The sequence below is a fragment of the Streptomyces sp. NPDC030165 genome (assembly GCF_055573595.1).
Genome location: NZ_JBVIBD010000006.1, coordinates 139,045 through 162,846, shown reverse-complemented (window position 1 = coordinate 162,846; position 23,802 = coordinate 139,045). Strand labels below are relative to the sequence as shown.

Below are 23,802 nucleotides of genomic sequence, written 5' to 3'. Positions count from 1 at the left end.
GTGCACCGGTGGCGGGTGCTGCCGGCCGCAGGCGGCGGAGAGGGTGGTCAGCAACGCAGCCAGCAGCGAGGCCGACACCGCACTGCGGGGTCACACAGCACACCGTTTTGACGGTCGGCGGCCCGGGTGGGTTCCCGGGTTCGGCGGGAATACGGGAAATGGTACGGATGTGAGGGGATGTGCTCCTGAGGCGGCCACGGTGTGGTGCAGAAACGTTTCTGAAGTGGGGCGCGGCGGACTGACGCTACGTACGTCGGCGTCGTGACACGTGGACGTAGGTGCCCCGCGCTCGTGGCGCAACGAAGTACGCGGACGCCCCGGAGTCCCGCGCTTCTCAGGACGCAGCCGACGCCACCAACCGCTCCAGGTGCTCACGCCCCGCGCTGAGCAGCCCGGGAAGGGAAGCGGCGCGCGGATACCACCGCTTCTCGTACTCCCAGCACAGCCAGCCGTCCCACTGCGCGCGAGTGAGCACATCAATGCAGTCGGCCAACGGAACCGCGCCGGCGCCGAGCGGCAGGGGAGTGCTGTCCTCGGTCGAGGCCACGTCCTTGACCTGCACGAACCCGAGATACGGAGCGAGCGCCGCGAACGTGTCGGCCGGCGCCTCCCCGCCGGCCCACGGGTGAAGTACATCCCAGAGCGCACCGATGTGCCGGTGCCCCACGGGCCCCACGACCCGCGCCGCGTCGGCTCCGCGCGGGTGCGAGTCATGCGTCTCCAGGAGAACGCGTACATCCCGCTCCGCCGCGAACGGCGCAACCGCGGCCAGGTGCCGCGCCGCGTCCGCGTCGGCCTCCACGGCGGGCCGGTCACCGCCACCGGGGAACACGCGCACGAATCTCGCACCCAGATCCGATGCGAGCACGACCAGCTCGGTCAGCTCCGCCGCCAGCTCCTCCTCACCGCGTTCGTCATGTGCCGCGGCCACCCGCGCGTATCCGGACACCGCCAGAATCTCCACCCCGGCGTCGGCGAACTGCTGACGTACCGCGGCACGTTCGCGCAGCCCGATGCGCGGCTGTACCTGCTCCTCGGGGTGGGCCCGCAGCTCCACCCCGTCGAATCCGGCGCCGGCCGCCAGCTGCACGACCTCGCCCACCGGCATCCCGGGCACTCCGAGTGTCGAGAACGCATATCGCATATCGCTCATGAGAACCATGTGAACACAGATCAGAGCGGCAAACGCCAGTCCTGTCCGACGAGCTCCCGGCCGAAACTGTGATGCGGCTTCTCGGCGGTCAGCACGAAGCCCGCGCGCTCGTACAGGACGCGCGACGCGCTCAGTACGGAGTTCGTCCGCAGAACCAGTTCGCGGTAGCCGGTTTCGCGGGCGAATTCGACGCACGCGGTCACGAGCGCCCGGCCGACGCCGTGCCCGCGCGCTTCCGGCTCGACCAGGAGCAGACGCAGCCGGGCCGTACGCGGCGGCGTTTCGTCCGCCGGCTCGTGCGCCGTGTCGATCTCGTCCCGTACGCACATGACGGCGCCCACCCGTTCGCCGTCCAGCTCGGCGATCCAGGTGCGGTCCCAGCGCGGGTCGTATCGCTCGGCGTATTCGGCGACGATACGGGCCACCAATGCCTCATAGCTGAGGTCGAAGCCGTACTCCCGCGCATACAGGACGGCGTTGCGCTGCACCATCCAGCCGAGATCGCCGGGCTCGGGGACGCGCAACCGCATGACCGGTTCCGGGCGTTCCGCCGCGTCGCCGAGCAGTTCCCGCACGGTCGCCATCGACTCCGCGAGCCGCGCGCGCTCGCGGCGGGAGAGACGGTTGAGGAGCGACCCCGCGGAGTCGCACGAACGTTCCTCCAGAAGGTTTGCGGTGGCTCGGCCGTCCTCGGTGAGCGTGATGCGCTGCCGTCGCCCGTCCCGCTCCGAGGGGCCGCGGGTGATCAGGCCGCCCTCCTCGAACCTGGTGAGCAGCCGGCTGAGGTAGCCGGCGTCCAGGGAGAGCGACGTACGCAGGTCGGCGGCGTCCAGGCGGTGGGCGTGTGCGAGCTCGTACAGGACCCGGGCCTCGGTGAAGGTGTACGGGGTGTAGAGGTGGCGGCCGTAATCGAGCGCGCCGATGAGGTTCGTGTAGAAGCGGTTGAACCTGCGGATTTCCTGGACCTCGTGGGCCGTCATGGCGCATTCCGCCTTACCTTTGACCCAGTCAAGGTTGACTGCGTCAAGAATACGGCACGGATGTCGACTCCCGCACCATCAACTCGGCTCGGATCGCGGCGACTTCTCCCGGTGGCGGCGCCTCCCGTCCCATCGCCAGCCGTCCGGCCCGCGCGCCGGCTTCCTGGAGCGGCAGCCGTACGGTGGTGAGCGCTGGAGCCGCGTCCGCGCTGAACGGAAGATCGTCGAAGCCCGCCACGGAGACGTCGGCGGGTATCCGCAGGCCGTGGTCGCGCAGGGCGGCGCACACTCCCAGGGCAGCGGTGTCGTTGGCCGCGATGACGGCTGTCAAGGAAGGGTCTCGGCGGAGCAGTTCCTGCGCGGCGTCGTAACCGGCGGCGCGGTCGTAAGCGCCGTGGACGGTGCGGTGGGCCGGGTCAGGAATGCCGTGCCCGGCGAGGGCGGCACGGTGGCCCTCCAGACGGTGACGGGTGGTGGTGCGGCCGGCCGGGCCGGCGACGTATCCGATGTTCCGATGGCCGAGCGAGACCAGGTGCTCGGTCAACCGCCGGGCTCCGCCACGGTTGTCAAAAGTGAGAGTGACGGGGGAGAGAGCGGCAGGGCCGGCCGGAGCGGTGGCGCGGGGATGAGAGCGTTCCGCAGCAGTGCGCGTCTGAGGAACCAGGCCGTCCTCACGCACGCCGGCTTCTGGCCTGACAGGCGGGCGGCCGCACAGCACCACTCGGGTGCCGGATGCGGCAAGCCGTGACAGCGCCGCGGCCACAGCTTCAGCGTGACCGGCGTCCTCCACCGCGCCGCCGGTCAGGACGACCGCGGCCGCGCGCTGACGCCGGAGCAGCGTCAGGTAGGTGAGTTCGCGCTCCGGGGAGCCGCCGGTGTTGCACACGACGGCCAGTTTTTCGTCGGCCGGCACCAGCCCGTACGAACTGCCCGGACCGCGGCGCGTATCGCCGTCACCCGTCCGGGTGGCCGGTCCGTCGGCCGTCCGCCTGCCCGCCCCGCCACTCACCTCGGACTGCACGGCCGAGGCGATGATCCCGAAGAACGGGTCGGCGATGTCGTTGACGAGAATGCCCACCAGGTCCGAGGTGGCGGCGGCCAGCGCGCTGGCCGGGCCGTTGACCACGTACTCCAAGTCTGTCACGGCGCGCAGCACACGGGCGCGGGTGCTTTCGGCGACCGGATAGTTGCCGTTCAGTACGCGTGAAACGGTCGCCGTGGAAACCCGCGCCCGCGCCGCAACATCCGCCAGCGTCACTGCCATCGCTCGCCCCGCCCCTGTCGTGCCTCTTGTCCTTGCCTCGCGCCGCAGGCTAGCTTCTCCCGCGATGGAAAGCGCTTACTACACGTTTCTGGTCCGCGCTCGCCGTCGGCTTGGCCACCGTCGTCATGAACTGTCGACCGCTGTCCTCCGCAACCGCTGTCCTCCGCTTGCTGCGCGCGCCGACGCTCGCGCCGCGCCCGCCACGCGAGCCGCATTCTCCAGAAGGAAGGGCCGGACCGTGACACGTACGACCGTACGCATCGCCATGAACGGCGTGACCGGACGCATGGGCTACCGCCAGCACCTGGTCCGATCCATCCTCGCGCTACGGGAACAGGGTGGCCTGGACCTCGGCGACGGCACGGTGATCTGGCCCGAGCCGATCCTCGTGGGCCGCGCCGAACACAAACTGCGGACGCTTGCCGAACGCCACAACCTGGAGCACTGGAGCACCGACCTGGACGCGGTGCTCGCGGACGACGGCGTCGACCTCTATTTCGACGCGCAGGTCACCGCCGCGCGCGAGGACGCAGCGAAGAAAGCGATTGCTGCCGGGAAGCACCTGTACTGCGAGAAACCGACCGCCACCACTCTCGACAGCGCGCTGGAACTGGCTCGCCTGGCCGACGAAGCCGGCGTCAGACACGGCGTCGTACAGGACAAGATCTTCCTGCCCGGTCTGCTCAAACTGCGCCGCCTGGTCGAAGGAGGCTTCTTCGGACGCATCCTGTCCGTGCGCGGCGAGTTCGGCTACTGGGTCTTCGAAGGCGACTGGCAGCCGGCGCAGCGCCCGTCCTGGAACTACCGCACCGAGGACGGCGGTGGCATCGCGGCCGACATGTTCCCCCACTGGGAGTACGTCCTGCACGAACTCTTCGGCCGCGTACGGACCGTACAGGCCCAGGTCACCACACACGTACCGCGCCGCTGGGACGAGAACGGCAAGCCGTACGAGGCCACCGCGGACGACGCCGCGTACGGGATCTTCCAGCTGGACGGCGGCATCGTCGCGCAGATCAACTCCTCCTGGGCGGTGCGGGTCCACCGCGACGAACTGGTCGAGTTCCAGGTGGACGGTACGGAAGGCTCCGCCGTCGCGGGACTGCGCAAGTGCCGCATCCAGCACCGCGCCGCTACTCCCAAGCCCGTCTGGAACCCGGACGTCCCCGCGACCGAACCGTTCCGCGACCAGTGGCACGAGGTCCCGGACAACGCGGACTTCGGCAACGGCTTCAAGGCACAGTGGGAGCTGTTCCTGCGCCATGTCGTACGGGACGATCCCTGGCGATGGGACCTGGCAGCGGGCGCGCGCGGTGTCCAGCTCGCCGAATTGGGGCTGAAGTCGTCCGCTGAGGGCCGCCGCCTGGACGTGCCGGAGCTGGGGCGATGAGCGGGCAGGGGAGTGGGGCGGGCGGCATGCCTCCGTACGGGAACGGGCGCAGGCCCGGGGCGGCGTCCGCGGCGGGCCGTGGAACCGGTGCTGCCTTCACCTCCCGTACCGTCTTCGCCGCTGCTCACGTGGTCGCCGATCCCTTCGCCGACGCGAGTCCCGACGGCCCCGCCGCCATCGACTGGGACGCCACCCTGGCTTTCCGCCGCCACCTGTGGTCGCACGGCCTGGGCGTGGCCGAGGCCATGGACACCGCGCAGCGCGGCATGGGCCTGGACTGGTCCTCGGCGGCCGAGCTGATCCGCCGCTCCGCCGCCGAGGCTGCGGCGGTGGGCGGGCGCATCGCCTGCGGAGTCGGTACGGATCAGCTGAGCGCGCCTGCGGTGAGCCTGGCCGATGTCCGGGCCGCTTACGAGGAGCAGCTTTCCTTCGTGGAGGGCGTCGGCGCCCAGGCCATCGTCATGGCCTCCCGGCAGCTCGCCGCGACAGCCGCGGGCCCGGAGCCGTACGTGGAAATCTACGGGCACCTGCTGCGCCAGGCTGCCGAGCCGGTGATCCTTCACTGGCTCGGCCCGGTGTTCGATCCCGCTCTGCAGGGCTACTGGGGCAGTACGGGCCTGGACACCGCGACCGAGACGTTTCTGCAGATCATCGCCGAGCACCCCGGAAAGGTGGACGGCGTGAAGGTGTCGTTGCTCGACGCCGACCGTGAAGTGCAGCTGCGCCGACGCCTCCCGGAGGGAGTGCGCTGCTACACAGGTGACGACTTCCACTACCCCGAGCTGATCGCCGGCGACGCACACGGGTTCAGCGACGCCCTGCTGGGCATTTTCGACCCCCTCGCCCCGTTGGCGGCCGATGCCGTACGCCTTCTGGACAGCGGCGACACGGCCGGTTTCCGCAAGGTGCTGGACCCGACCGTCGAGCTCTCACGCCACCTCTTCCAGGCACCGACGCGCTACTACAAGACCGGTATTGTCCTGCTGGCCTGGCTCGCGGGCCATCAGTCGCACTTCACGATGGTCGGCGGCCTCCAGTCGGCACGCTCGCTGCCGCATCTGAAGCGGGCGTACGAACTGGCCGACGGCCTGCGGCTGTTCCCGGATCCGGACCTGGCGTCGGCCCGCGTGCGTCAACTCGGTGCGGTTTTCGGGGGCGCGGCATGAGCAGCAGCGCCGTGCCAACCCTTCAGGGAGAGTCTGACGCCCTGTTCTCGCGCCTCAGCCTCAATCAGCAGACCGTCAAGCAATGGTCCCTCTCCGAGCTCGTCGACGGCTGTACAAAGGCGGGAGTACGCGGCGTCGGTCTCTGGCGCGCTCCGGTGCAGGAGTACGGAGTGGCCGCCGCCGCCCGGCTCGTACGGGATGCGGACATGTCCGTCACCAGCCTCTGCCGCGGTGGATTCTTCACCGCCATCGACCCCAAAGAGCGCGCGGACGCTCTGGCCGACAACCGGGCCGCCATCGAGGAAGCCGCCACGCTGGGGACCGACACTCTCGTCCTGGTCTCCGGCGGGTTGCCGCCGGGCAGCCGCGACCTGCAGGGCGCCCGTGAGCGAGTCGCCGACGCGTTGGGCGAACTCGCCCCGTACGCCGCCGATGCGGGGGTGCGCCTGGCCATCGAACCGCTCCACCCCATGTTCGCGGCGGATCGCTGCGTCGTCTCGACCCTCGCCCAAGCCCTGGCGCTCGCCGAGCGGTTCCCGGCGGAGCGGGTGGGCGTGGTCGTGGACACCTATCACCTGTGGTGGGACGACACGATCGGCTCGCAGATCGGCCGCGCGGGCGCCACAGGCCGCATCGCGGCCTTCCAGCTCGCCGACTGGGTGACGCCGCTACCCGCCGGCGTACTGCTCGGCCGCGGCCAACTCGGCGACGGAGCGGTGGATCTGCCCTGGTTCCTGGAGCAGGTGGATGCCGCCGGCTATCGAGGCCCTGTCGAAGTGGAGATCTTCAATCCGGCGCTGTGGGAGCGGCCGGGAGCAGAGGTGCTGGCCGAAGTCGTCGAGCGGTTCACCACCCACGTCATGCACGCCAGGTAACGATGAAATAACTCAGCGGATCCGTGCAACCGTTCCCGGGCCGGGCGGGTCGTACTTGTCGTCAGGCTCCCGAGGGGAGAGGGAACCGGGGGGATCCGAGGGGGGATCAGGGGGCCGAACGGAGGGGGAATCGAGGGGCCCGGTCGTCGGACCGGGCCCCTCGAAGTGTCTGCGGCGAGGGCCGTGAACCGGTGGCGGAGTCCGTCGCGGCGCTTGCCGAAGCCGTGGCAAAGCGGTCACCGGGCCGCCTCGCAGAGCCTCCCGACCGAGTTATCCACAGGCCCGAACGCGATGTCGGAGCCCGGCGGTACCGTCGGTTCATGTTCATTCCAGCCGTGGTCGAAGGGGTCCTGGAGCGGATCACCTACGCCAATGAGGAGAGCGGTTACACGGTCGCCCGTGTGGACACGGGCGGCTCCGGCGATCTCCTCACTGTCGTCGGTTCGCTGCTGGGCGCACAGCCGGGGGAGTCGCTGCGGCTGGAGGGCCGTTGGGCCTCCCACCCGCAGTACGGACGGCAGTTCGTCGTCGAGAACTACACCACCGTCCTGCCCGCCACGATCCAGGGCATACGCCGCTACCTCGGCTCCGGCCTCATCAAGGGCATCGGCCCGGTCATGGCCGACCGCATCACCGGACACTTCGGTCTGGACACCCTCGACATCATCGAGAAGGCGCCGAAACGCCTCGTCGAGGTGCCCGGACTCGGTCCGAAACGCACGAAGCTGATCGGTGACGCCTGGGAAGAGCAGAAGGCCATCAAGGAGGTCATGATCTTCCTTCAGGGGGTGGGCGTCACCACCTCCATCGCGGTGCGCATCTACAAGAAGTACGGCGACTCCTCGATCTCCGTCGTCAAGAACCAGCCCTACCGCCTCGCCGCCGACGTCTGGGGCATCGGCTTCCTGACCGCCGACCGCATCGCGCAGGCCGTCGGCATCCCGCACGACAGTCCGGACCGGGTCAAGGCGGGCCTGCAGTACGCGCTGTCGCAGTCGACGGAGCAAGGGCACTGCTACCTGCCGGAGGAGGAGCTGATCGCCGCGTCGGTCAAGTTGCTCCAGGTCGACACGGGGCTGGTCATCGACTGCCTGGGGGAGCTGGCGGAGGATCCGGAAGGAGTGATCCGCGAGGCCGTGCCGTCCCCGGAGGGCGGCAAGCCGATAGCCGCGATCTACCTGGTCCCGTTCCACCGGGCCGAGACCTCCCTCGCGGCGCAGCTGCTGCGGCTGCTGCGGACGCAGGAGGACCGGATGCCGTCGTTCCGGACCGTGGCGTGGGACAGGGCGCTGGCCTGGCTGGCCAATCGGACGGGAGCCACGCTGGCGCCCGAGCAGGAGGCCGCCGTACGGCTGGCGCTCACCGAGAAGGTCTCGGTGCTCACCGGCGGGCCCGGATGCGGCAAGTCCTTCACGGTCCGCTCGATCGTGGAGCTGGCCCGTGCGAAGAAGGCCAAGGTGGTGCTCGCGGCCCCCACGGGCCGGGCCGCCAAACGGCTTTCGGAGCTCACCGGCGTCGAGGCGTCCACGGTGCACCGGCTGCTGGAGCTCAAACCGGGCGGGGACGCCGCGTACGACAGGGACCGGCCGCTCGATGCCGACCTGGTGGTGGTCGACGAGGCGTCCATGCTCGACCTGCTGCTCGCCAACAAGCTCGTCAAGGCGGTGCCGCCGGGTGCCCACCTCCTCCTGGTGGGGGACGTGGACCAGCTTCCCTCGGTGGGGGCGGGCGAGGTGCTGCGGGATCTGCTCGCCGAGAACTGCCCGGTCCCGGCCGTACGGCTGACCCGGATCTTCCGCCAGGCGCAGCACTCCGGCGTGGTCACCAACGCCCACCGCATCAACGAAGGAGTGCTGCCGATCGTCGAGGGGATGACCGATTTCTACCTCTTCGTCGAGGAGGACTCCGAGGGGGCCGGCCGGGTCACGGTCGACGTGGTCGCACGCCGTATCCCCGCGAAGTTCGGCCTGGACCCGCGGCGGGACGTCCAGGTGCTCACCCCCATGCACCGCGGTCCGGCCGGCGCCGGCACGCTGAACGGCCTCCTCCAGCAGGCCCTCACCCCGCCGCGGCCCGAAGCACCGGAGCGGCGCTCGGGTGGCCGGGTGTTCCGGGAGGGCGACAAGGTGACGCAGATCCGCAACAACTACGAGAAGGGCCACAACGGCGTCTTCAACGGCACGGTCGGCGTCGTCACCAAGATCAACCGGGACGAGCAGTGGCTGACGGTGCTCACGGACGAGGACGAGGAGATCTCGTACGATTTCGACGAGCTGGACGAGCTGGCGCACGCCTATGCGGTGACCATCCACCGCTCTCAGGGCAGCGAGTATCCGGCGGTGGTGATTCCGGTCACCACCGGCGCCTGGATGATGCTGCAGAGGAACCTGCTCTATACCGCCGTCACGCGGGCAAAGAAGCTGGTGGTACTGGTCGGCTCCCGCAAGGCTTTGGGGCAGGCTGTACGCACCGTGTCCGCGGGTCGAAGGTGGACCGCGCTGCGTCACCGACTCGTCGGTGCGGTGCGTGGTCACCTCTTCCCCAATCGGGGCGAAGGGGAGCAGGATGGGCAGCCGGAGCGGCACTGAGTGCCGTCCGCAGGCCCTATGGCCGACCCCGAGTGCACAGCCAAGGTCCAAATGGGGGAAGGTATAGGCAGTCAGGGCACCTCGAAGAAGAGGCACAACGTCGGTGAGGGATGACGTGAGCGACAACTCTGTAGTACTGCGTTACGGGGACGGCGAATACAGCTACCCGGTCGTCGACAGCAGCGTCGGCGACAAGGGCTTCGACATCTCGAAGCTGCGCGCCCAGACCGGTCTGGTGACCCTGGATTCCGGTTATGGCAACACTGCCGCGTACAAATCCGCGATCACCTATCTGGACGGTGAGAACGGCGTTCTTCGGTACCGCGGCTACCCGATCGAGCAGCTCGCAGAGCGCAGCACGTTCGTCGAGACCGCCTATCTGCTGATCAACGGTGAGCTGCCCACCGTCGACCAGCTGGCGAACTTCAAGCAGGACATCACCTACCACACCCTGCTGCACGAGGACGTCAAGCGGTTCTTCGACGGCTTCCCGCGGGACGCCCACCCGATGGCGATGCTGTCCTCCGTGGTCAGCGCGCTGTCGACGTTCTACCAGGACAGCCACAACCCGTTCGACGAGCGGCAGCGCCACATCTCGACGATCCGGCTGCTGGCCAAGCTTCCGACGATCGCTGCGTACGCGTACAAGAAGTCGGTCGGCCACCCGGTGGTCTACCCGCGCAACGACCTCGGCTACGTCGAGAACTTCCTGCGCATGACCTTCTCCGTGCCGGCCGCCGAGTACGATCTCGACCCGGTCGTGGTCAGCGCCCTGGACAAGCTGCTCATCCTGCACGCGGACCACGAGCAGAACTGCTCGACCTCCACCGTGCGCCTGGTCGGCTCCTCGCAGGCGAACCTGTTCGCCTCGATCTCGGCCGGCATCAACGCGCTGTGGGGCCCGCTGCACGGCGGCGCCAACCAGTCGGTGCTGGAGATGCTGGAGGGCATCCAGCGCGACGGCGGTGACGTCGACTCCTTCATCCGCAAGGTGAAGAACAAGGAAGACGGCGTGAAGCTCATGGGCTTCGGGCACCGCGTCTACAAGAACTTCGACCCCCGCGCGAAGATCATCAAGGCGGCGGCGCACGACGTCCTCTCGGCCCTCGGCAAGAGCGACGAGCTGCTGGACATCGCGCTCAAGCTGGAGGAGCACGCGCTCTCCGACGACTACTTCGTCTCGCGCAAGCTCTACCCGAACGTGGACTTCTACACCGGTCTGATCTACCGGGCCATGGGCTTCCCGACCGAGATGTTCACCGTGCTCTTCGCGCTCGGCCGACTGCCCGGCTGGATCGCCCAGTGGCACGAGATGATCAAGGAGCCGGGTTCCCGTATCGGCCGCCCGCGCCAGATCTACACCGGGGTCGTCGAGCGCGACTTCGTCCCGGTCGAGGAGCGCTGAGCGACTCCGTCCTTCGGGACAGCTGCTGACCGGCCGGCCGCCCGCGTGGCGGCCCGGGCCGGTCCGTCCAGCAGAAAGCGCCCCGCCTCCAGATCCCCCCACGGGTCCGGAGCGCGGGGCGCTTCCCTTGTTCCCCGGGTCGGATTCCCCCCACGGGATCCGTCCGGGCGCTTCATGGTGGTGCCGCGATCTGCCGGGACGCGCACGTACGGGAGGGCCGCTCAAAGCTCCCCGGGCACGTCGCCCCGGCCACGCGTTGCCGGGCGTGGTCCCCCAAGACCAGCCTGGCCGTTGCGGTACAGGCCCCGCCGAGGTGCCTGCACCGCACGGTTAGACTCGCGACCCCCCACAATGGTTACGTTCCAAACGATGTGATCTGGGTCTCTTGCCATAACTGGGCGAATGCGGTCAAGGGCCTCGATCTGGAGATCGAGGCCCGTCCGTATGGGTGTTGTGTCAGTTGTAGGGAACTCGTGAAGGCGAAAAAAATCCGCGCCGACCACATCCATCAGCGGAAGTGTCGCAACCGAAGGCTGTTGCTGACCACGAAGACCGACGAAAAGGCCATCGCCGCCCCCGCGATCATCGGATTGAGCAGACCGGCCGCCGCCAGCGGAACCGCCGCGACGTTGTAGCCGAAGGCCCAGAAGAGATTTCCCTTGATCGTGGCGAGCGTCCGTCGGGCGAGCCGGATGGCGTCCGGCGCGACCCGCAGATCGCCGCGTACGAGGGTGAGGTCACCGGCCTCGATGGCCGCGTCCGTGCCGGTGCCCATCGCCAGGCCCAGGTCGGCGGCGGCCAGGGCGGCCGCGTCGTTGACGCCGTCGCCGACCATCGCCACGCTGCGACCCTCGCCACGCAGCCGCTCGACCACCGCGACCTTGTCCTCGGGCAGCACCTCCGCGATCACCTCGCCGATGCCCACTTCGGCTGCCACGGCGTCGGCCACCGCCTGGTTGTCCCCGGTCAGCAGCACCGGCGACAGCCCCAGCGCGCACAGCCGGCGTACCGCCTCGGCGCTGCCATCCTTGACGGTGTCGGCAACCGACAGCAGGCCGCGTGGTCGCCCGTCCCAGGCGACGAGTACGGCGGTCCGTCCCCCGGCCTCGGCGGCGTCCCTGGCGGCGGCCAGCGCCTCCGGAAGGCCATTGGCGCCGGCCGTCGCCCCACCTCCGGTGTCCTCGCGCAGCAGCCGCTCGCGCCCGACGAGGACGTGACGGCCTTCCACCATGCCGCGCACGCCGAGGCCCGCCACGTTTTCGAAGCGTTCCGGCTCCGGAAGCACGCCCAGGCGCTCGCGCGCCGCCTCCGCGACGGCGCGCGCGATCGGATGTTCCGAGGCGTGTTCCAGCGCGCCGGCCAGCCGCAGCAGCTCGTCCTCCGTGACGCCCGGCGCCGGCACGGCCTCGTACAGGCTCATGCGTCCCGCGGTCACCGTGCCGGTCTTGTCCAGCACGACGGTGTCGATACGGCGGGTGGTCTCCAGGACCTCGGGCCCCTTGATGAGGATGCCGAGCTGGGCGCCTCGGCCCGTGCCGACCATCAGGGCGGTGGGCGTCGCCAGTCCGAGAGCGCAGGGGCAGGCGATGATCAGTACGGCGACGGCCGCCGTGAACGACGCGGTCGCATCGCCGGTCGCCAGCAGCCACCCGGCCAGGGTGCCGAAAGCCACCAGCAGTACGACGGGGACGAAGACGGCGGAAACCCGGTCGGCGAGCCGCTGCACCGCGGCCTTGCCGCTCTGCGCGTCCTCGACCAGTGCCGCGATCCGCGCCAGTCGCGTGTCGCCGCCGACCCGGGTGGCTTCGACCACCAGCCGGCCGCTGGTGTTCACCGTCGCACCCGTCACGCTGTCACCGGAAGCCACGTCGACCGGCACCGATTCACCGGTCAGCATCGAAGCGTCCACGGCGGAAGAGCCCTCGACGACCGTGCCGTCCGTGGCGATCTTCTCTCCGGGGCGTACGACGAACCGGTCGCCGACGGCCAGCTGCTCCACCGGTACGCGCACCTCGCGCCCGTCCCGCAGCACCGCCACGTCTTTCGCGCCCAGTTCCATCAGCGCGCGCAGCGCCGCGCCGGCCTTCCGCTTGGAGCGTGCCTCCAGGTAGCGGCCGAGCAGCAGGAACGCCGTCACCCCGGCCGCGGCCTCCAGGTAGATGGCCGACGATCCCTCCGTACGGGTCACGGTGAAGTCGAATCCGTGCCGCATGCCGGGCACCCCCGCGTCACCGAAGAACAGCGCCCACAGGGACCAGCCGAAGGCGGCGAGCGTCCCGATGGACACCAGGGTGTCCATCGTGGCGGCGCCGTGCCGCAGATTCGTCCAGGCGGCCCGGTGGAAGGGGTACGCGCCCCAGACCACGACGGGCGCGGCCAGCGTCAGGCACAGCCACTGCCAGTTGGTGAACTGGAGCGAGGCGACCATCGACAACAGGACGACAGGAACGGCCAGCGCGGCGGAAATGATCAGCCGCTGACGCAGTTCGGTCAGCTCCTGGTCGCGCGCGTCGGCGTCGTCGTCCGCGGCGGGCGGGACGGATGAGGCAGATGGGGCGGCGACGGAATCCTGATCGGAGGCGCCGGCCGGGGACGGCTTCGCGGGTTCGGCGGGCGCGGGTCGCTGCGCCGTGTAGCCCGTCTTCTCGACCGTGGCGATCAGATCGTCGACCGAGACCTCGGCGCCGTACTCGACGCGTGCCTTTTCGGTGGCGAAGTTGACAGTGGCGCTGACGCCCGGCATCCGATTGAGCTTCTTCTCCACGCGCGCCGCGCACGAGGCGCAGGTCATGCCGCCGATGGCGAGCTCGACCCGCGCCTGCGTGGTCGTACCGGTCATCGGGCTCAGGCCGCCAGACCCTCGAGTTCGTAGCCGGCCTCGTCGACCGCGGCGCGCACGGCCGCCTCGTCGAGCGGCGCCTTGGAGGCGACGGTCACCAGGCCGGTGGTGGCGGACGCCTGCACCGAGCGCACGCCCGGGATCTCCGAGATCTCGGCGGAGACGGCGCCCTCGCAGTGACCACAGGTCATGCCGCTCACCTTGTAGGTGGTGGTCACGTCGCCCACCTGGACATCAGTGGTCCCGGAGTTGCAGGAGCCCTCGGGGGAGCAGCAGGAACCGTTGGTCTGTTCGGCAGTCATGGGTCTCTCCTTGATGCGTGTGGTCGCCGTGCTCGAAGTCTTCACCGACATGCATGTGTGGCGTGGGAACTCCGGAGTCCCGAGAGTCCCCGGTGCTTCCCGACAACCACAACTCTATACCCCTAGGGGGTATGGATGCCAGAAGTGTCCGGGCGCTGTGTTGCCGAGCGCCCTGGCGTGCGCCGGTCTTGCGGTATCGACCTCGGGGGGTGAGGGGCGATGCGGAAATCGCTGCCGCTCTGCCGGTCGTCGCGGGCGGCGCGGCCTTCGGTGGCCTGCTGATGCGCCCGGTTGCGCGGCGCTTCGGCGGTCCCGTACGGTCCTGGATGCTCCGCCGGATGTACCGGACGTACCGGCGCGCGCTCCTGAAGTGGACTTCCTCGCGGGTGAGGTGCCACGGTGTGCCGTTGTTGCGGCGGTGTGTTTTCTGCCGGGGGGCGGATTGTGGGTGTGCCGGCGTCGGGAGTGGTGAGCTGCCGGTACGCGGGTACCTCGCGGACGCCGGAATCGCCGAAGTGGTGTGGGTGTCTCGGCCGTAACGGCTACTGCGGGCACGTCGGCGCAGTGGATGGCGCGCCGGTGTGCCGCGCGTCGTGTCCTCCAGGGCCTCGACAGCGAAGGCGATGAGGGCGCCGAGGGCAGCGAAGGCAACGAAATGCGGGATGTCGGCGTGTCCGTCAGGTGCGATCGCATTCGCGGCTGCGGGCTGCCCGCCGACGCGCCAAGGCGGACCCCGGCCCGGCACCGTCCGGCCGGGCGTGCCGGCTGACGGGCAGTAAGAAGCGCCCGTCCGGTCGGCCCGCGAAGCGGGGATGCGTCGCCCCTTATGGTAGAAAAGCGGCTTATGTCGCAGTCCGCAACGCTCGTATTGATCATGGCGATCGCCGTGGCCGCCCCGCTCCTCGCGTACGGCCTCGGCCGCTGGCTGCCCGTCCCTCTGGTCATCTTCGAGATCGTGCTGGGCATCCTGATCGGCCCGGACGTTCTGGGCTGGGCGCGCTCCGGAGAGGTCATCAACGCCCTCTCCGACCTCGGGCTGGCCACCTTGATGTTCATCGCCGGGTACGAGATCGAGTTCGCCAAGGTCCGCGGCGACACCCTCAAGCGCGCCGGTTACGCCTGGCTCGTCTCGCTCGTCCTCGGCCTGGCCATCGCCTTCGGCTTCGCCGCCGGCGACCTCACCAAGGCGATCGTCGTCGGCACCGCGCTCACCAGTACGGCGCTCGGCACCGTCCTGCCCGTACTGCGCGACTCCGGCGACCTGGGGACCCGCTTCGGTTCGGTGATGATGGCCACCGGCGCGGTCGGCGAATTCGGGCCGATCATCGCGATGGCACTGCTGCTCAGCGGACGCGATCCCGGCGAATCGACCATCCTGCTCTTCGCCTTCGCCCTGCTGACCGCCGGTGCCGTCTACTGGGCCCTGAAGCCCAGCCCCATGTGGTTCTACCGGATCATCGCCCGCACCCTGCACAGCAGCGGCCAGTTCGCCATCCGGCTGTTCGTTCTGCTGCTGGCCGTCATGCTCGGCATCTCGCAGGTGTTCGGGCTGGACATCCTGCTGGGCGCGTTCGCGGCCGGGATCATCATGCGGCTGGTGCTGCACGAGGCCGCGCCGGACAGCAGCCAGGAGATTCTCGGGCGTCTGGAGGCGATGGGCTTCGGATTCCTGGTGCCGTTGTTCTTCATCGTCACCGGCGTCGAGTTCGACCTCTCGTCCCTCTTCGCGAACGGACGTTCGCTCCTGCTGCTGCCGCTCTTCCTCGTCCTGCTGCTCGTCGTACGCGGGCTGCCGCTCGTTCTGCTCGCGCCCCGCGATCTGGGCCGCAAGGACCGTGCCGCGCTGATGCTGTACGGGTCGACGGCGCTGCCCCTGGTCGTCGCGATCACCACGATCGGCCAGGACAGCGGCGTCCTCGACGCCGGCGAGGCGGCGGCTATGGTGGGCGCGGCGATGATCTCCGTACTGGTCTTCCCGCTGGTGGCCATGCGGCTGCGGGCGGGAGCGGAAGGGCTGGCGCCGCTTCCGGAAGGGCCACGGAAGGGCGCGTCGGAGTCCTGGTGAGGTGCTCTTGCGGTTGGTCGACGCCTGCGAGCAAGGCGCCCGCCACCGGCGCCCGACCCGTATGACGCCAAGTCGGTTACGCCCTGGAGGTATCAGCGACCGCGTCTGCCGAGGCGTGTACGCCACCGGAGCCGTCGTACGCGTCCGTATGACCTGGGGCAGCGCGTACATCCGCGACCTTGACCGGTTCGCCGGTGCGGCGGGAGAGGTCGCAGGCCTCGGCGACGTACAGCGCTTCCAGCGCGTCGGCGGGCGGACAGGGGCTCTCCGTGCGGCCGGCGGCCACGTCCACGAAGGCGCGCAGCTCGGTGACGTACGCGTCGTGGAAACGTTCCATGAAGGTCGCGTACGGAGCGGACTGCCGCCAGGAGACGTGCGGTTCGGCGCTCGGCAGCGGGGCCCGGTCGTCGAGACCGACGACACGCGCGCCCTTGGAGCCGCAGACTTCCAGGCGGACGTCGTGGCCCGCGCCGTTGTAGCGGGTCGCGGTGACGGTGGCCAACGTGTCGTCGTCGAAGCGCAGCAGCGCGGCGCAGGTGTCCACGTCGTCGCCGTCGGCGAAGAAGGCGTCGCCGCGGTTGGCGCCTTGTGCGTACACGGAGAGGACTTCGCGGCCGGTGAGCCAGCGGAGGATGTCGAAGTCGTGGATGCTGCAGTCGCGGAAGAGCCCGCCGGAGGTGGGGATGAAGGCGGCCGGCGGTGGCGACTGGTCGCTGGTGCAGGCGCGGAGCGTGTGCAGCCAGCCGAGTTCGCCGGACCGCAGGGCCTCCCGGGCGGCCCGGTAGCCACGGTCGAAGCGCCGCTGGAAACCGATCTGTACGGGAACGGCGCTGGTTGCGCAACGTTCCACGACGGCGAGCGTGCCCGCGACGTCCAGCGCTACCGGCTTCTCGCAGAAGACCGGCACATCGGCGTCCAGCGCCTGGTGGATCAGCTCGGCGTGCGCGCTCGTCGCGGCGGCGATGACAACGCCGTCCAGGCCGCCCGCGTACATCTGAGGAAGCGTTTCGGCGGCCTCGGTGCCGAGGGTGTCCGCGAGTACGCGTGCGCGGGCCGCATCGACATCGGCGACGACGACGCGGTCCACGCCGGGCACGGACTTCAGGGTCTCGGCGTGGAACGCTCCGATGCGTCCGGTCCCGATGAGGCCGATCTTCATGTGCCAGCTCCTGTCGTCTGGGGGCCGATGTCGTCTGCGGCCGAGGGGCAGCCGGCTGAGGGGCTCCGGGACGAGTCGGTCAGGCGGGCGCAGGAAGGTTTCGGCGTTCCGGGGCCGCGAGGCTCGATCTCGGGCGCACCAAGGCTCCGCCGCAGCGTGCATGTCCAGACATACTTATGTCAACCCCTGGGGGTGGGGCGCGGCGTCGGCGCGTTGTTCCTCTCCTGAGGGCCGAGCACCATGTCGCGGTCCACCGCGCGCAGAAGGATGAGCAGCATGCCGTTGAGGGGAGTGGGAATGCCGTGTCGCTCCCCGGCGCGCACCACCGCGCCCGTGATGTGTTCATGCTCCATGGGGCGGCCGGCCAGGCGGTCGTAGAGCATCGACGATCCGCCGTCCGGCGGGACCATCGCGTACATCTCCAGTACACGGTCGATGTCGGCGTCGCGAATGTCCGCGCCCTCGGCCCGCGCGACCGCGGCCGCCTCGCCCAGGATGTCCCGGGTGAGAGCGGCCATGCCGGGATCGCTGAAGATGCGCATGCGCTGCTGGAGGAGGGCGGTGAGGGGGTTGGCCGCGAGGTTGGTGAGGAGCTTGTGCCAGGCGGTCGTCGTGAAGTCCGGGACGGGCACGACCTTGAGGCGGCCGGCCGCGAGGAGGTCGGCGAGGCGGGCGGCCAGGGGGCCGTCGGGTACGTGGATCTCGTTGCCCGCGTAATGCCTGACCTGGCCGGGGGCGGTGCACTCGACCGACGCGTAGATGACCGCGGGCAGGATCTCCGTACCGTCCGGAGCGTGCGGGGCCACGCGTTCGGTGTGGTCGATGCCGTTCTGGAGTACGACGACGACCGTGCCGGAGTGACAGAGCCGGCGCAGCCAGGCTGAGGCGCCGGCGGTGTCCTGGGCCTTGGTGGCCAGGAAGACCCAGTCCGCGGGCTCGGCCGTCTCGGAATCGACGGCGATATGTACGGGGGCGTCGATGCGTTCGCCGTCCGTTTCGAGGGCGAGCCGGTCCAGCGGTGTACGTACGCACAAGGCGACGTGGTGCCCGGTCAGGTGCGCCAGTGCTGCCACGAAACCGCCGATCGCGCCACCGCCGATCACAGCGATGCGCGAGGGCGTGGCCGGTACGGGTATGGGCGGCATGCGCCGAGCGTAACCCCCGCGTGGACGGGTTGCGGAGGCCCCGCGCGACGATTGCGCGGGGCCCGGGGGAGCGGGGCGTCAGTCCTTGTCGCGGCGTCCGCCGTGGCCGGGACGCTGGGCGACCCAGGTGCGGATGGTGTCGGCGAACCAGTACGGTCTGCCGCCCTCGACGAGATCCGGTGACGGCAGTAGCCCGTGTTTCCGGTAGGAACGCACGGTGTCGGGTTGGACTCGGATGTGTGCGGCGATCTCCTTGTACGACCAGAGTCTGCGGTCGGTCATATGTCTCGCACCTCCCTCAGCCGCTCGCAGCGACGGCCCGGGGGAGCCGGCGGAAGAACTGCGTGCGGTCTGGTGATCACTCAGCCTGTGCCCGGTGAACGACGGTGAGTGAGCAAGGGCGAGGGCCTGTTGATCGGCTGTGACGGAAGCCCCGCGTAACGGTGACAGCTGTGACGAACGGGGCATCGCTGTCACGGGATGAAGAAGGGGAGGGGGAGGGGGGGAGGGAGGGGGCAGGGCGGCGGGGCGGGAGAAGAAGGGGGGAGGTGTGGAGCCCTGCCGGTTCTCATCCCTCCGTACCGCTTCCGTCCCTGCACCGCTCGCCTCCCCGTACCGCTCGCCTCCGTACGGCCTACCTCTCCGTACGCCTACCTCCCCACCTCCGGCCCCGTGGCCGCCCTGCGCAGTTCGTGTTCCAGGTCTTCCAGGGCCATGCCCTTGGTTTCCGGGGCGTACCGCTTGCAGAAGAGCAGGGACAGTACGCACATCAGGCCGAAGAGCCAGAACGTGATGCTCGCGCCCGCCGCGTCGAGGAGCACCGGGAACACCAGCGCCACCGTGAAGTTGGTCAGCCACATGACGAACACCGCCGCGCCCATCGCCAGCCCCCGCACCTTCAGCGGAAACATTTCTGCGAGCAGCAGCCAGACGCCGGTGTTCAACGTCGCCTGCATGAAGCCCATGTAGAGGACCATCAGGCCCAGGACCAGACAGCTGACCCCGGTGGATTTCGGGAGGTGGAAGGAGGCTCCCAGCAGGGCCAGCGAGACGGTCATGCCGGAAAGGCCTGTGATCAGCATCGGTCGTCGTCCGACCTTGTCGATCAGTGACATTCCGATCGCGGTGGCGATGACGGAGACGGCGCCGACCGCGATGGTGGCGGTGATCGCGGCGTTGGTGCCCAGGCCCGTGGATCCGAGGATCTTGGGCGCGAAGTAGATGACCGCGTTGACGCCGGTGATCTGCTGGACGATCGCCAGTCCGACGCCGATGAGCAGCAGGCGCCGTACCCAGGGCACACGCAGTTCCTGCCAGGCGCCGCGCCGCGCGTCGGCCTCCAGGGCGCGGGCCTGGTTGATACGGCCCAGCTCCCCGTCGACCTCCTCGGCGGGCAGCGTGCGCCGCAGAACTCGCGCGGCCTGCTCCGTACGCCCCTTGCTGATGTACCAGCGCGGGGTGTCCGGCAGGAAGAAGAGTCCGACGAACAGGGCCACGGCCGGCAGCGCCGCCAGGCCAAGCATCCAGCGCCACGCTTCCCACTGGGCGAGCACCGCGTTGATCAGGTAGGCCAGCAACTGTCCGCTGACGATCATGAGGGAGTTGAAGGAGACCAGCCGGCCGCGGATGTGCGGCGGTGCGATCTCCGAGAGGTACAGCGGTGTGATCACCGAGGCGCTGCCCACCGCGAGACCGAGTGCGAAGCGCGCCACGACCATGAAGGCGACGGTGGGGGCGAGCGCCACCGCGAGGGCGCCGCCGATGAACACCGCGCCCGCCCACAGCAGTGCGTTGCGCCGCCCCAGCCGGTCCGACATCCGCCCGCCGGCCAGCGACCCGAACGCCGCGCCGATCAGCAGGGCGCTGGTGATGATTCCCTCGCCGAGTGACGTGAGGCCGAAGTGCGCCTCCATGAAGGGGAGCGCGCCGGAGACGACTCCGGTGTCGTATCCGAAGAGGGCACCACCGAGAGCGGCGATGGCAGCGATGCCGATGATGAAGCGCTTGGCGTTACGGGCGGCATCGGGAGGAGGCACGGGGGAGGCGGGAGTGCGGGGGTGGCCCGACGGGGCGGTGGCGGGGTCCGCGGCGTCGGGGCCGTCCGTGGATGCCGTCGGCCCGCTGGGTGCGGCCATCGTCATCGGCTCCAGTTCTTCTTGACGTACGTGTCGATCTGCTCGCGCATGAAGCGTGACGACTCCTTGGCGCGCTCCTCCCAGGCAAACACGGAGGAGACGAGAGTGCCGTCGAACCCGTTGGCGGCCAGTTCCCGGAAGAGCTCGTCGAAGTCCACCTCGCCCTGTCCGATGTCCAGGTGCTGGTGGACGCGTACGGCCGACCCGGGTGGGTTGACGATGTAGCGCAGCCCGGAGGACGGGGTGTGGTCGAAGGAGTCGGCGAGGTGCACCGCGGTGGTCAGCTCGCCGGCGCGCTTGAGGATGCCGGGGGCGTCGTTCCCCTGGTGGAAGGTGTGCGGTGCGCAGTAGAGGAAGGACACCAGGGGGGAGTTGATGCCGCGGATCAGGTCGACGGCGGCGTGCCCGTCCTCGATGAAGTCGTCCGGGTGTGGTTCGAGCGCGAGCGAGATGCCCTCGCGCTCGAAAAGGGGAAGCAGTTCTTCCAGCGATCGCCAGAATTGGCCCTCGCTGCGGTCCGACCGTTCCGGGCGGCCGTTGAACTCCGAGTTCATGGCGTCGACGCCGAGGTCGGCGGCGATCTGGATGGCGCGCTTCCAGTACCGGACGGCGGCCTGCCGCTCGTCCTCGTCCGGGGAGGACCACTTGTACAGGGGGAGTACGGAGGAGATGCCGACGCCCGCGGCGGACAGTTCCCTGCGGAACGCGCGGACGGTGGCGTCGTCGATGCGCGGGTGAAGGAAGAACGGATTGACATCGTCACGCGGTGAAAGTTCGAGCCATTCGTATCCCAGCTCGGCCACCAGGGCGGGAAGTTCGAGCAGCGGGACGTCGCGGAACATGTACGGGTCGAGAGCGATCTTCACGAGGGGGGAGACCTTTCGGGGATTGACGCGGGCCGCGTCCCCGGCCGGAGGACAGGCCGAAACCCGCCGTACCGTGACGTGAAACGCCGCACCGGTCAGGGCGGAAGGCGGCACGCCGGCCGTAACGGCAGGCAGCAGCGCACCGGACGTGACGAGAAGCAGCGGCGCACCGGCCGTAACGAGAAGCAGCAATGCGCCGGCCGTAACGAAACGCAGCGGCGCACCAGCCGCAAGGGAGCGATCGGCAGCGCGCCCACCGCGACGGAACGCAGCGGCGCACCGTCCGTGACGGAGAACGGAAAGCAACGGCGCGCCGACCGCGCAAAGGGATGTGACACGTGGGAAGCAGGTGCCGGCCGCGGCTCAGCGGTACAGCGCGGGCCGCTCGCCCAGTTCGACCTCGACGCGTTCGCCGGTGGTCTGGGCGCGTACGCCCGCTTCGCACACCGCGGCCGCCGCGTAGCCGTCCCAGCAGCTCGGTCCCTCGACCTCGCCGCGCCGCGTGGCGTCCACCCAGCGCTGCACCTGCCGGTCGTACGCCTCCTCGAAGCGTTCCACGAAGCCCGGCGTGATCGCGCCGCCCCATTTTCCGGCGGCGTTGACGAACACCCCGTGATCGTCACCGATCCGCGCGGTGCCCCCTTCGCAGACCGCCTCGCAGCTGACCTGGTAGCCGAAGCCGCAGTTGACGAACAGTTCGGTGTCGACGATCTGTCCGGCGGCGGTCTCGAAGAGGATGAGCTGCGGATCGCTGAGGCCGTCGGGCGCGTTGCCGATGGGTGCCGGGCGGAGTACGCGTACGGCGGTGATCTCCTCGTTCAGCAGCCAGCGCGTCACGTCGATCTCGTGGACGACGGAGTCGTGGATCATCATGGCGTTGGTGAAGCCGGGCGGTGTGCCGGCGTTGCGGTGCTTGTTGTGCAGCATCAGGGGGCGGCCGTATGCGCCTTGGTCGAGCAGCGACTTGAGTTTGAGGTAGTCGGTGTCGTACCGGCGCATGAAGCCGACCTGTACGCGCCGGTGGCCCAGTCGCTGTTCGGCCTCCAGGACGCGCAGCGCCGAGGCCGGGTCCGGGGTGAGCGGCTTCTCGCACAGCACCGGCAGGTCGCGCGCGAAGGCGGTGAGCAGCGCGTCCTCGTGGGCCGCGCCCGGCGAGGCGATCAGTACGGCGTCGACGTCCGGGTCGGCCATGGCGGCCTCCGGGTCGGTGTAGGGCGTACATCCCCCGATGGTGTCGGCGATGCGCTTGACCCGGTCCGCGTCGATGTCGACGACCGCCGCCACCCGTGCTCCGCTGATGACGTCGCTGATGCGGCGTACGTGGTCGGCGCCCATGCGGCCGGTGCCGATGACGGCCACGCCGAGCGTTCCGTGCTGCTGGCTCATCTCGTAGAACTCCTCGCTCCGTACCGACGGGACTCAGGCGCCGCAGGAGCGCAGGAAACGGCGGGTGCGCTGCGCGATGGGCAGGGGCTGGTCGGCGGGGCAGGGGTACATGTCCTGTTCGACGATGGCGAAGAGGTCGACGTCCAGGTCCTGGGCGGCCTCCAGGACGGGCGGCAGCGCGGGGACGCCCAGTGGCGGTTCGCACATCACGCCCTGCCGGACCGCGGGCCCGAAGGGCGTGCCCTTCGCGACGACGTCCGCGAGGATCTCCGGGTCGACCTGCTTGAGGTGGAGGTAGCCGATCCGTTCGCCGTAGGTCTTGATGAGTTTGACGTTGTCGCCGCCGCAGTACGCGTAGTGCCCGGTGTCCAGGCAGAGGTTGACCAGGGAGGAGTCGGTCCCGTCGAGGAAGCGTTCGACGTGTTCCTCGGTGTCGATGTGGGTGTCGGCGTGCGGGTGCACGACGATGTCGAGGCCGAATTCCTCCCGTACCTGCTTGCCCAGCCGTTCCATGCCGCTGTTCAGGTGGTGCCACTGTTCGGTGGTCAGTTCGCGCGGCTCCAGTTCCTCGGCGGTCTTGTCGTCGCGCCAGAAGGAGGGGATGACCACCAGGTGCTGGGCGTGCATCGCATGGGTGAGGGTGGCGACCTCGCTGACGTGTGCCCAGGTCGCGTCCCATACGTCCGGGCCGTGGTGGAGCGAGGTGAAGATCGTGCCGGCCGAGACCTTCAGCCGGCGCCGGTCGAGTTCCGCGTGGAGTACGGCGGGGTCGGTGGGCAGGTAGCCGTACGGGCCGAGTTCGATCCACTCGTACTGGGCCTCGGCGACCTCGTCCAGGAAGCGCTGCCACGGGACCTGCTGCTCGTCGTCGGGGAACCAGACTCCCCAGGAGTCGGGGGCCGATCCGATGCGCAGGCGGTCCAGAACGCGCGGGACGGCATGGGGAACGGACATGCTGCGGCTCTCCTCTCGCCGGTCGCCGGTGACCGGGAGGCGCGGGGCTGGGTTGTGGGCACAGCCTCCATCTCGGCCAGAGGAGTGTCAAGACTTCGTCATGACATAAGGACTTAAGGACTTTGTATCC

The 23,802-nt window shown here is 69.7% G+C and carries 18 protein-coding genes; 6 read left to right on the top strand and 12 right to left on the bottom strand.

Annotation, left to right across the window (positions count from 1 at the left end):
* Positions 1–334 precede the first annotated feature (334 nt).
* From ACZ4Z1_RS13870 to ACZ4Z1_RS13860, 3 genes are read right to left on the bottom strand one after another with little or no spacing between them, the layout of a single operon-like run.
* Positions 335–1,144 carry a sugar phosphate isomerase/epimerase family protein gene (locus ACZ4Z1_RS13870; RefSeq protein ID WP_468487020.1) on the bottom strand — a complete coding sequence of 270 codons (810 nt, stop codon included), beginning with the start codon at positions 1,142–1,144 and terminating at the stop codon, positions 335–337.
* Between the two features lie 29 nt (positions 1,145–1,173).
* Complete coding sequence (locus ACZ4Z1_RS13865; RefSeq protein WP_468486798.1) at positions 1,174–2,133, bottom strand: bifunctional helix-turn-helix transcriptional regulator/GNAT family N-acetyltransferase; 960 nt, start codon at positions 2,131–2,133, stop codon at positions 1,174–1,176.
* Between the two features lie 43 nt (positions 2,134–2,176).
* Positions 2,177–3,397, bottom strand: coding sequence for a LacI family DNA-binding transcriptional regulator (locus ACZ4Z1_RS13860; protein ID WP_468486797.1), 1,221 nt, complete (start codon positions 3,395–3,397; stop codon positions 2,177–2,179).
* A gap of 238 nt (positions 3,398–3,635) precedes the next feature.
* Between ACZ4Z1_RS13860 and ACZ4Z1_RS13855 the strand changes: the two genes are divergently transcribed.
* From ACZ4Z1_RS13855 to ACZ4Z1_RS13835, 5 genes are all read left to right on the top strand, one after another.
* Positions 3,636–4,787: a Gfo/Idh/MocA family protein gene (locus ACZ4Z1_RS13855; RefSeq protein ID WP_468486796.1), complete on the top strand. Its 1,152-nt coding sequence runs from the start codon at positions 3,636–3,638 to the stop codon at positions 4,785–4,787.
* A 26-nt stretch (positions 4,788–4,813) separates the two neighbouring features.
* A complete protein-coding gene (locus ACZ4Z1_RS13850) occupies positions 4,814–5,953 on the top strand; it encodes a dihydrodipicolinate synthase family protein (RefSeq protein ID WP_468487019.1) in 1,140 nt (379 codons plus the stop codon).
* Positions 5,950–6,828 (top strand): sugar phosphate isomerase/epimerase family protein, encoded by an 879-nt coding sequence (locus ACZ4Z1_RS13845; RefSeq protein WP_468486795.1) that lies wholly within the window; start codon positions 5,950–5,952, stop codon positions 6,826–6,828. The genes ACZ4Z1_RS13850 and ACZ4Z1_RS13845 overlap by 4 nt, the downstream gene beginning before the upstream one ends.
* Positions 6,829–7,148: 320 nt before the next feature.
* Positions 7,149–9,416, top strand: a complete 2,268-nt coding sequence (recD2, locus tag ACZ4Z1_RS13840) for an SF1B family DNA helicase RecD2 (protein WP_468486794.1) — start codon at positions 7,149–7,151, stop codon at positions 9,414–9,416.
* A gap of 115 nt (positions 9,417–9,531) precedes the next feature.
* A complete protein-coding gene (locus ACZ4Z1_RS13835; RefSeq protein WP_360122820.1) occupies positions 9,532–10,821 on the top strand; it encodes a citrate synthase in 1,290 nt (429 codons plus the stop codon).
* 508 nt (positions 10,822–11,329) lie between these two features.
* Here the strand turns inward: ACZ4Z1_RS13835 and ACZ4Z1_RS13830 are convergent.
* A complete protein-coding gene (locus tag ACZ4Z1_RS13830) occupies positions 11,330–13,660 on the bottom strand; it encodes a heavy metal translocating P-type ATPase (protein ID WP_468486793.1) in 2,331 nt (776 codons plus the stop codon).
* A 5-nt stretch (positions 13,661–13,665) separates the two neighbouring features.
* Entirely contained in the window at positions 13,666–13,962 is a 297-nt protein-coding gene (locus ACZ4Z1_RS13825; protein WP_468486792.1) for a heavy-metal-associated domain-containing protein, read from the bottom strand.
* Positions 13,963–14,806: 844 nt separating this feature from the next.
* On the opposite strand from ACZ4Z1_RS13825, the gene ACZ4Z1_RS13820 reads away from it, so the two are divergent.
* On the top strand, positions 14,807–16,027 hold the full coding sequence (locus ACZ4Z1_RS13820; RefSeq protein ID WP_468486791.1) for a cation:proton antiporter: 1,221 nt from the start codon (positions 14,807–14,809) through the stop codon (positions 16,025–16,027).
* 76 nt (positions 16,028–16,103) lie between these two features.
* Here the strand turns inward: ACZ4Z1_RS13820 and ACZ4Z1_RS13815 are convergent, their stop codons facing one another.
* From ACZ4Z1_RS13815 to ACZ4Z1_RS13785, 7 genes are all read right to left on the bottom strand, one after another.
* Positions 16,104–17,186: a Gfo/Idh/MocA family protein gene (locus tag ACZ4Z1_RS13815; RefSeq protein WP_468486790.1), complete on the bottom strand. Its 1,083-nt coding sequence runs from the start codon at positions 17,184–17,186 to the stop codon at positions 16,104–16,106.
* Between the two features lie 179 nt (positions 17,187–17,365).
* Entirely contained in the window at positions 17,366–18,331 is a 966-nt protein-coding gene (locus tag ACZ4Z1_RS13810; protein ID WP_468486789.1) for a 2-dehydropantoate 2-reductase, read from the bottom strand.
* 78 nt (positions 18,332–18,409) lie between these two features.
* On the bottom strand, positions 18,410–18,613 hold the full coding sequence (locus ACZ4Z1_RS13805) for a helix-turn-helix transcriptional regulator (RefSeq protein ID WP_365835152.1): 204 nt from the start codon (positions 18,611–18,613) through the stop codon (positions 18,410–18,412).
* 368 nt (positions 18,614–18,981) lie between these two features.
* On the bottom strand, positions 18,982–20,472 hold the full coding sequence (locus tag ACZ4Z1_RS13800; RefSeq protein WP_468486788.1) for a sugar porter family MFS transporter: 1,491 nt from the start codon (positions 20,470–20,472) through the stop codon (positions 18,982–18,984).
* Positions 20,469–21,332 (bottom strand): sugar phosphate isomerase/epimerase family protein, encoded by an 864-nt coding sequence (locus tag ACZ4Z1_RS13795; RefSeq protein WP_468486787.1) that lies wholly within the window; start codon positions 21,330–21,332, stop codon positions 20,469–20,471. Before ACZ4Z1_RS13795 ends, ACZ4Z1_RS13800 begins: the two co-directional genes overlap by 4 nt.
* Positions 21,333–21,695: 363 nt before the next feature.
* Positions 21,696–22,718 (bottom strand): Gfo/Idh/MocA family protein, encoded by a 1,023-nt coding sequence (locus ACZ4Z1_RS13790; RefSeq protein ID WP_468486786.1) that lies wholly within the window; start codon positions 22,716–22,718, stop codon positions 21,696–21,698.
* A 33-nt stretch (positions 22,719–22,751) separates the two neighbouring features.
* On the bottom strand, positions 22,752–23,672 hold the full coding sequence (locus tag ACZ4Z1_RS13785) for a sugar phosphate isomerase/epimerase family protein (RefSeq protein ID WP_468486785.1): 921 nt from the start codon (positions 23,670–23,672) through the stop codon (positions 22,752–22,754).
* Positions 23,673–23,802 lie beyond the last annotated feature (130 nt).

What these genes read in the sequence shown, in the direction of transcription:
- ACZ4Z1_RS13870 (WP_468487020.1), bottom strand. Translation starts at nt 1,144, where the DNA reads ATGCGATATGCGTTCTCGACACTCGGAGTGCCCGGGATGCCGGTGGGC.
- ACZ4Z1_RS13865 (WP_468486798.1), bottom strand. Translation starts at nt 2,133, where the DNA reads ATGACGGCCCACGAGGTCCAGGAAATCCGCAGGTTCAACCGCTTCTAC.
- ACZ4Z1_RS13860 (WP_468486797.1), bottom strand. Translation starts at nt 3,397, where the DNA reads ATGGCAGTGACGCTGGCGGATGTTGCGGCGCGGGCGCGGGTTTCCACG.
- ACZ4Z1_RS13850 (WP_468487019.1), top strand. Translation starts at nt 4,814, where the DNA reads ATGCCTCCGTACGGGAACGGGCGCAGGCCCGGGGCGGCGTCCGCGGCG.
- ACZ4Z1_RS13845 (WP_468486795.1), top strand. Translation starts at nt 5,950, where the DNA reads ATGAGCAGCAGCGCCGTGCCAACCCTTCAGGGAGAGTCTGACGCCCTG.
- recD2 (WP_468486794.1), top strand. Translation starts at nt 7,149, where the DNA reads ATGTTCATTCCAGCCGTGGTCGAAGGGGTCCTGGAGCGGATCACCTAC.
- ACZ4Z1_RS13830 (WP_468486793.1), bottom strand. Translation starts at nt 13,660, where the DNA reads ATGACCGGTACGACCACGCAGGCGCGGGTCGAGCTCGCCATCGGCGGC.
- ACZ4Z1_RS13825 (WP_468486792.1), bottom strand. Translation starts at nt 13,962, where the DNA reads ATGACTGCCGAACAGACCAACGGTTCCTGCTGCTCCCCCGAGGGCTCC.
- ACZ4Z1_RS13820 (WP_468486791.1), top strand. Translation starts at nt 14,807, where the DNA reads ATGTCGCAGTCCGCAACGCTCGTATTGATCATGGCGATCGCCGTGGCC.
- ACZ4Z1_RS13815 (WP_468486790.1), bottom strand. Translation starts at nt 17,186, where the DNA reads ATGAAGATCGGCCTCATCGGGACCGGACGCATCGGAGCGTTCCACGCC.
- ACZ4Z1_RS13810 (WP_468486789.1), bottom strand. Translation starts at nt 18,331, where the DNA reads ATGCCGCCCATACCCGTACCGGCCACGCCCTCGCGCATCGCTGTGATC.
- ACZ4Z1_RS13805 (WP_365835152.1), bottom strand. Translation starts at nt 18,613, where the DNA reads ATGACCGACCGCAGACTCTGGTCGTACAAGGAGATCGCCGCACACATC.
- ACZ4Z1_RS13800 (WP_468486788.1), bottom strand. Translation starts at nt 20,472, where the DNA reads ATGACGATGGCCGCACCCAGCGGGCCGACGGCATCCACGGACGGCCCC.
- ACZ4Z1_RS13790 (WP_468486786.1), bottom strand. Translation starts at nt 22,718, where the DNA reads ATGAGCCAGCAGCACGGAACGCTCGGCGTGGCCGTCATCGGCACCGGC.
- ACZ4Z1_RS13785 (WP_468486785.1), bottom strand. Translation starts at nt 23,672, where the DNA reads ATGTCCGTTCCCCATGCCGTCCCGCGCGTTCTGGACCGCCTGCGCATC.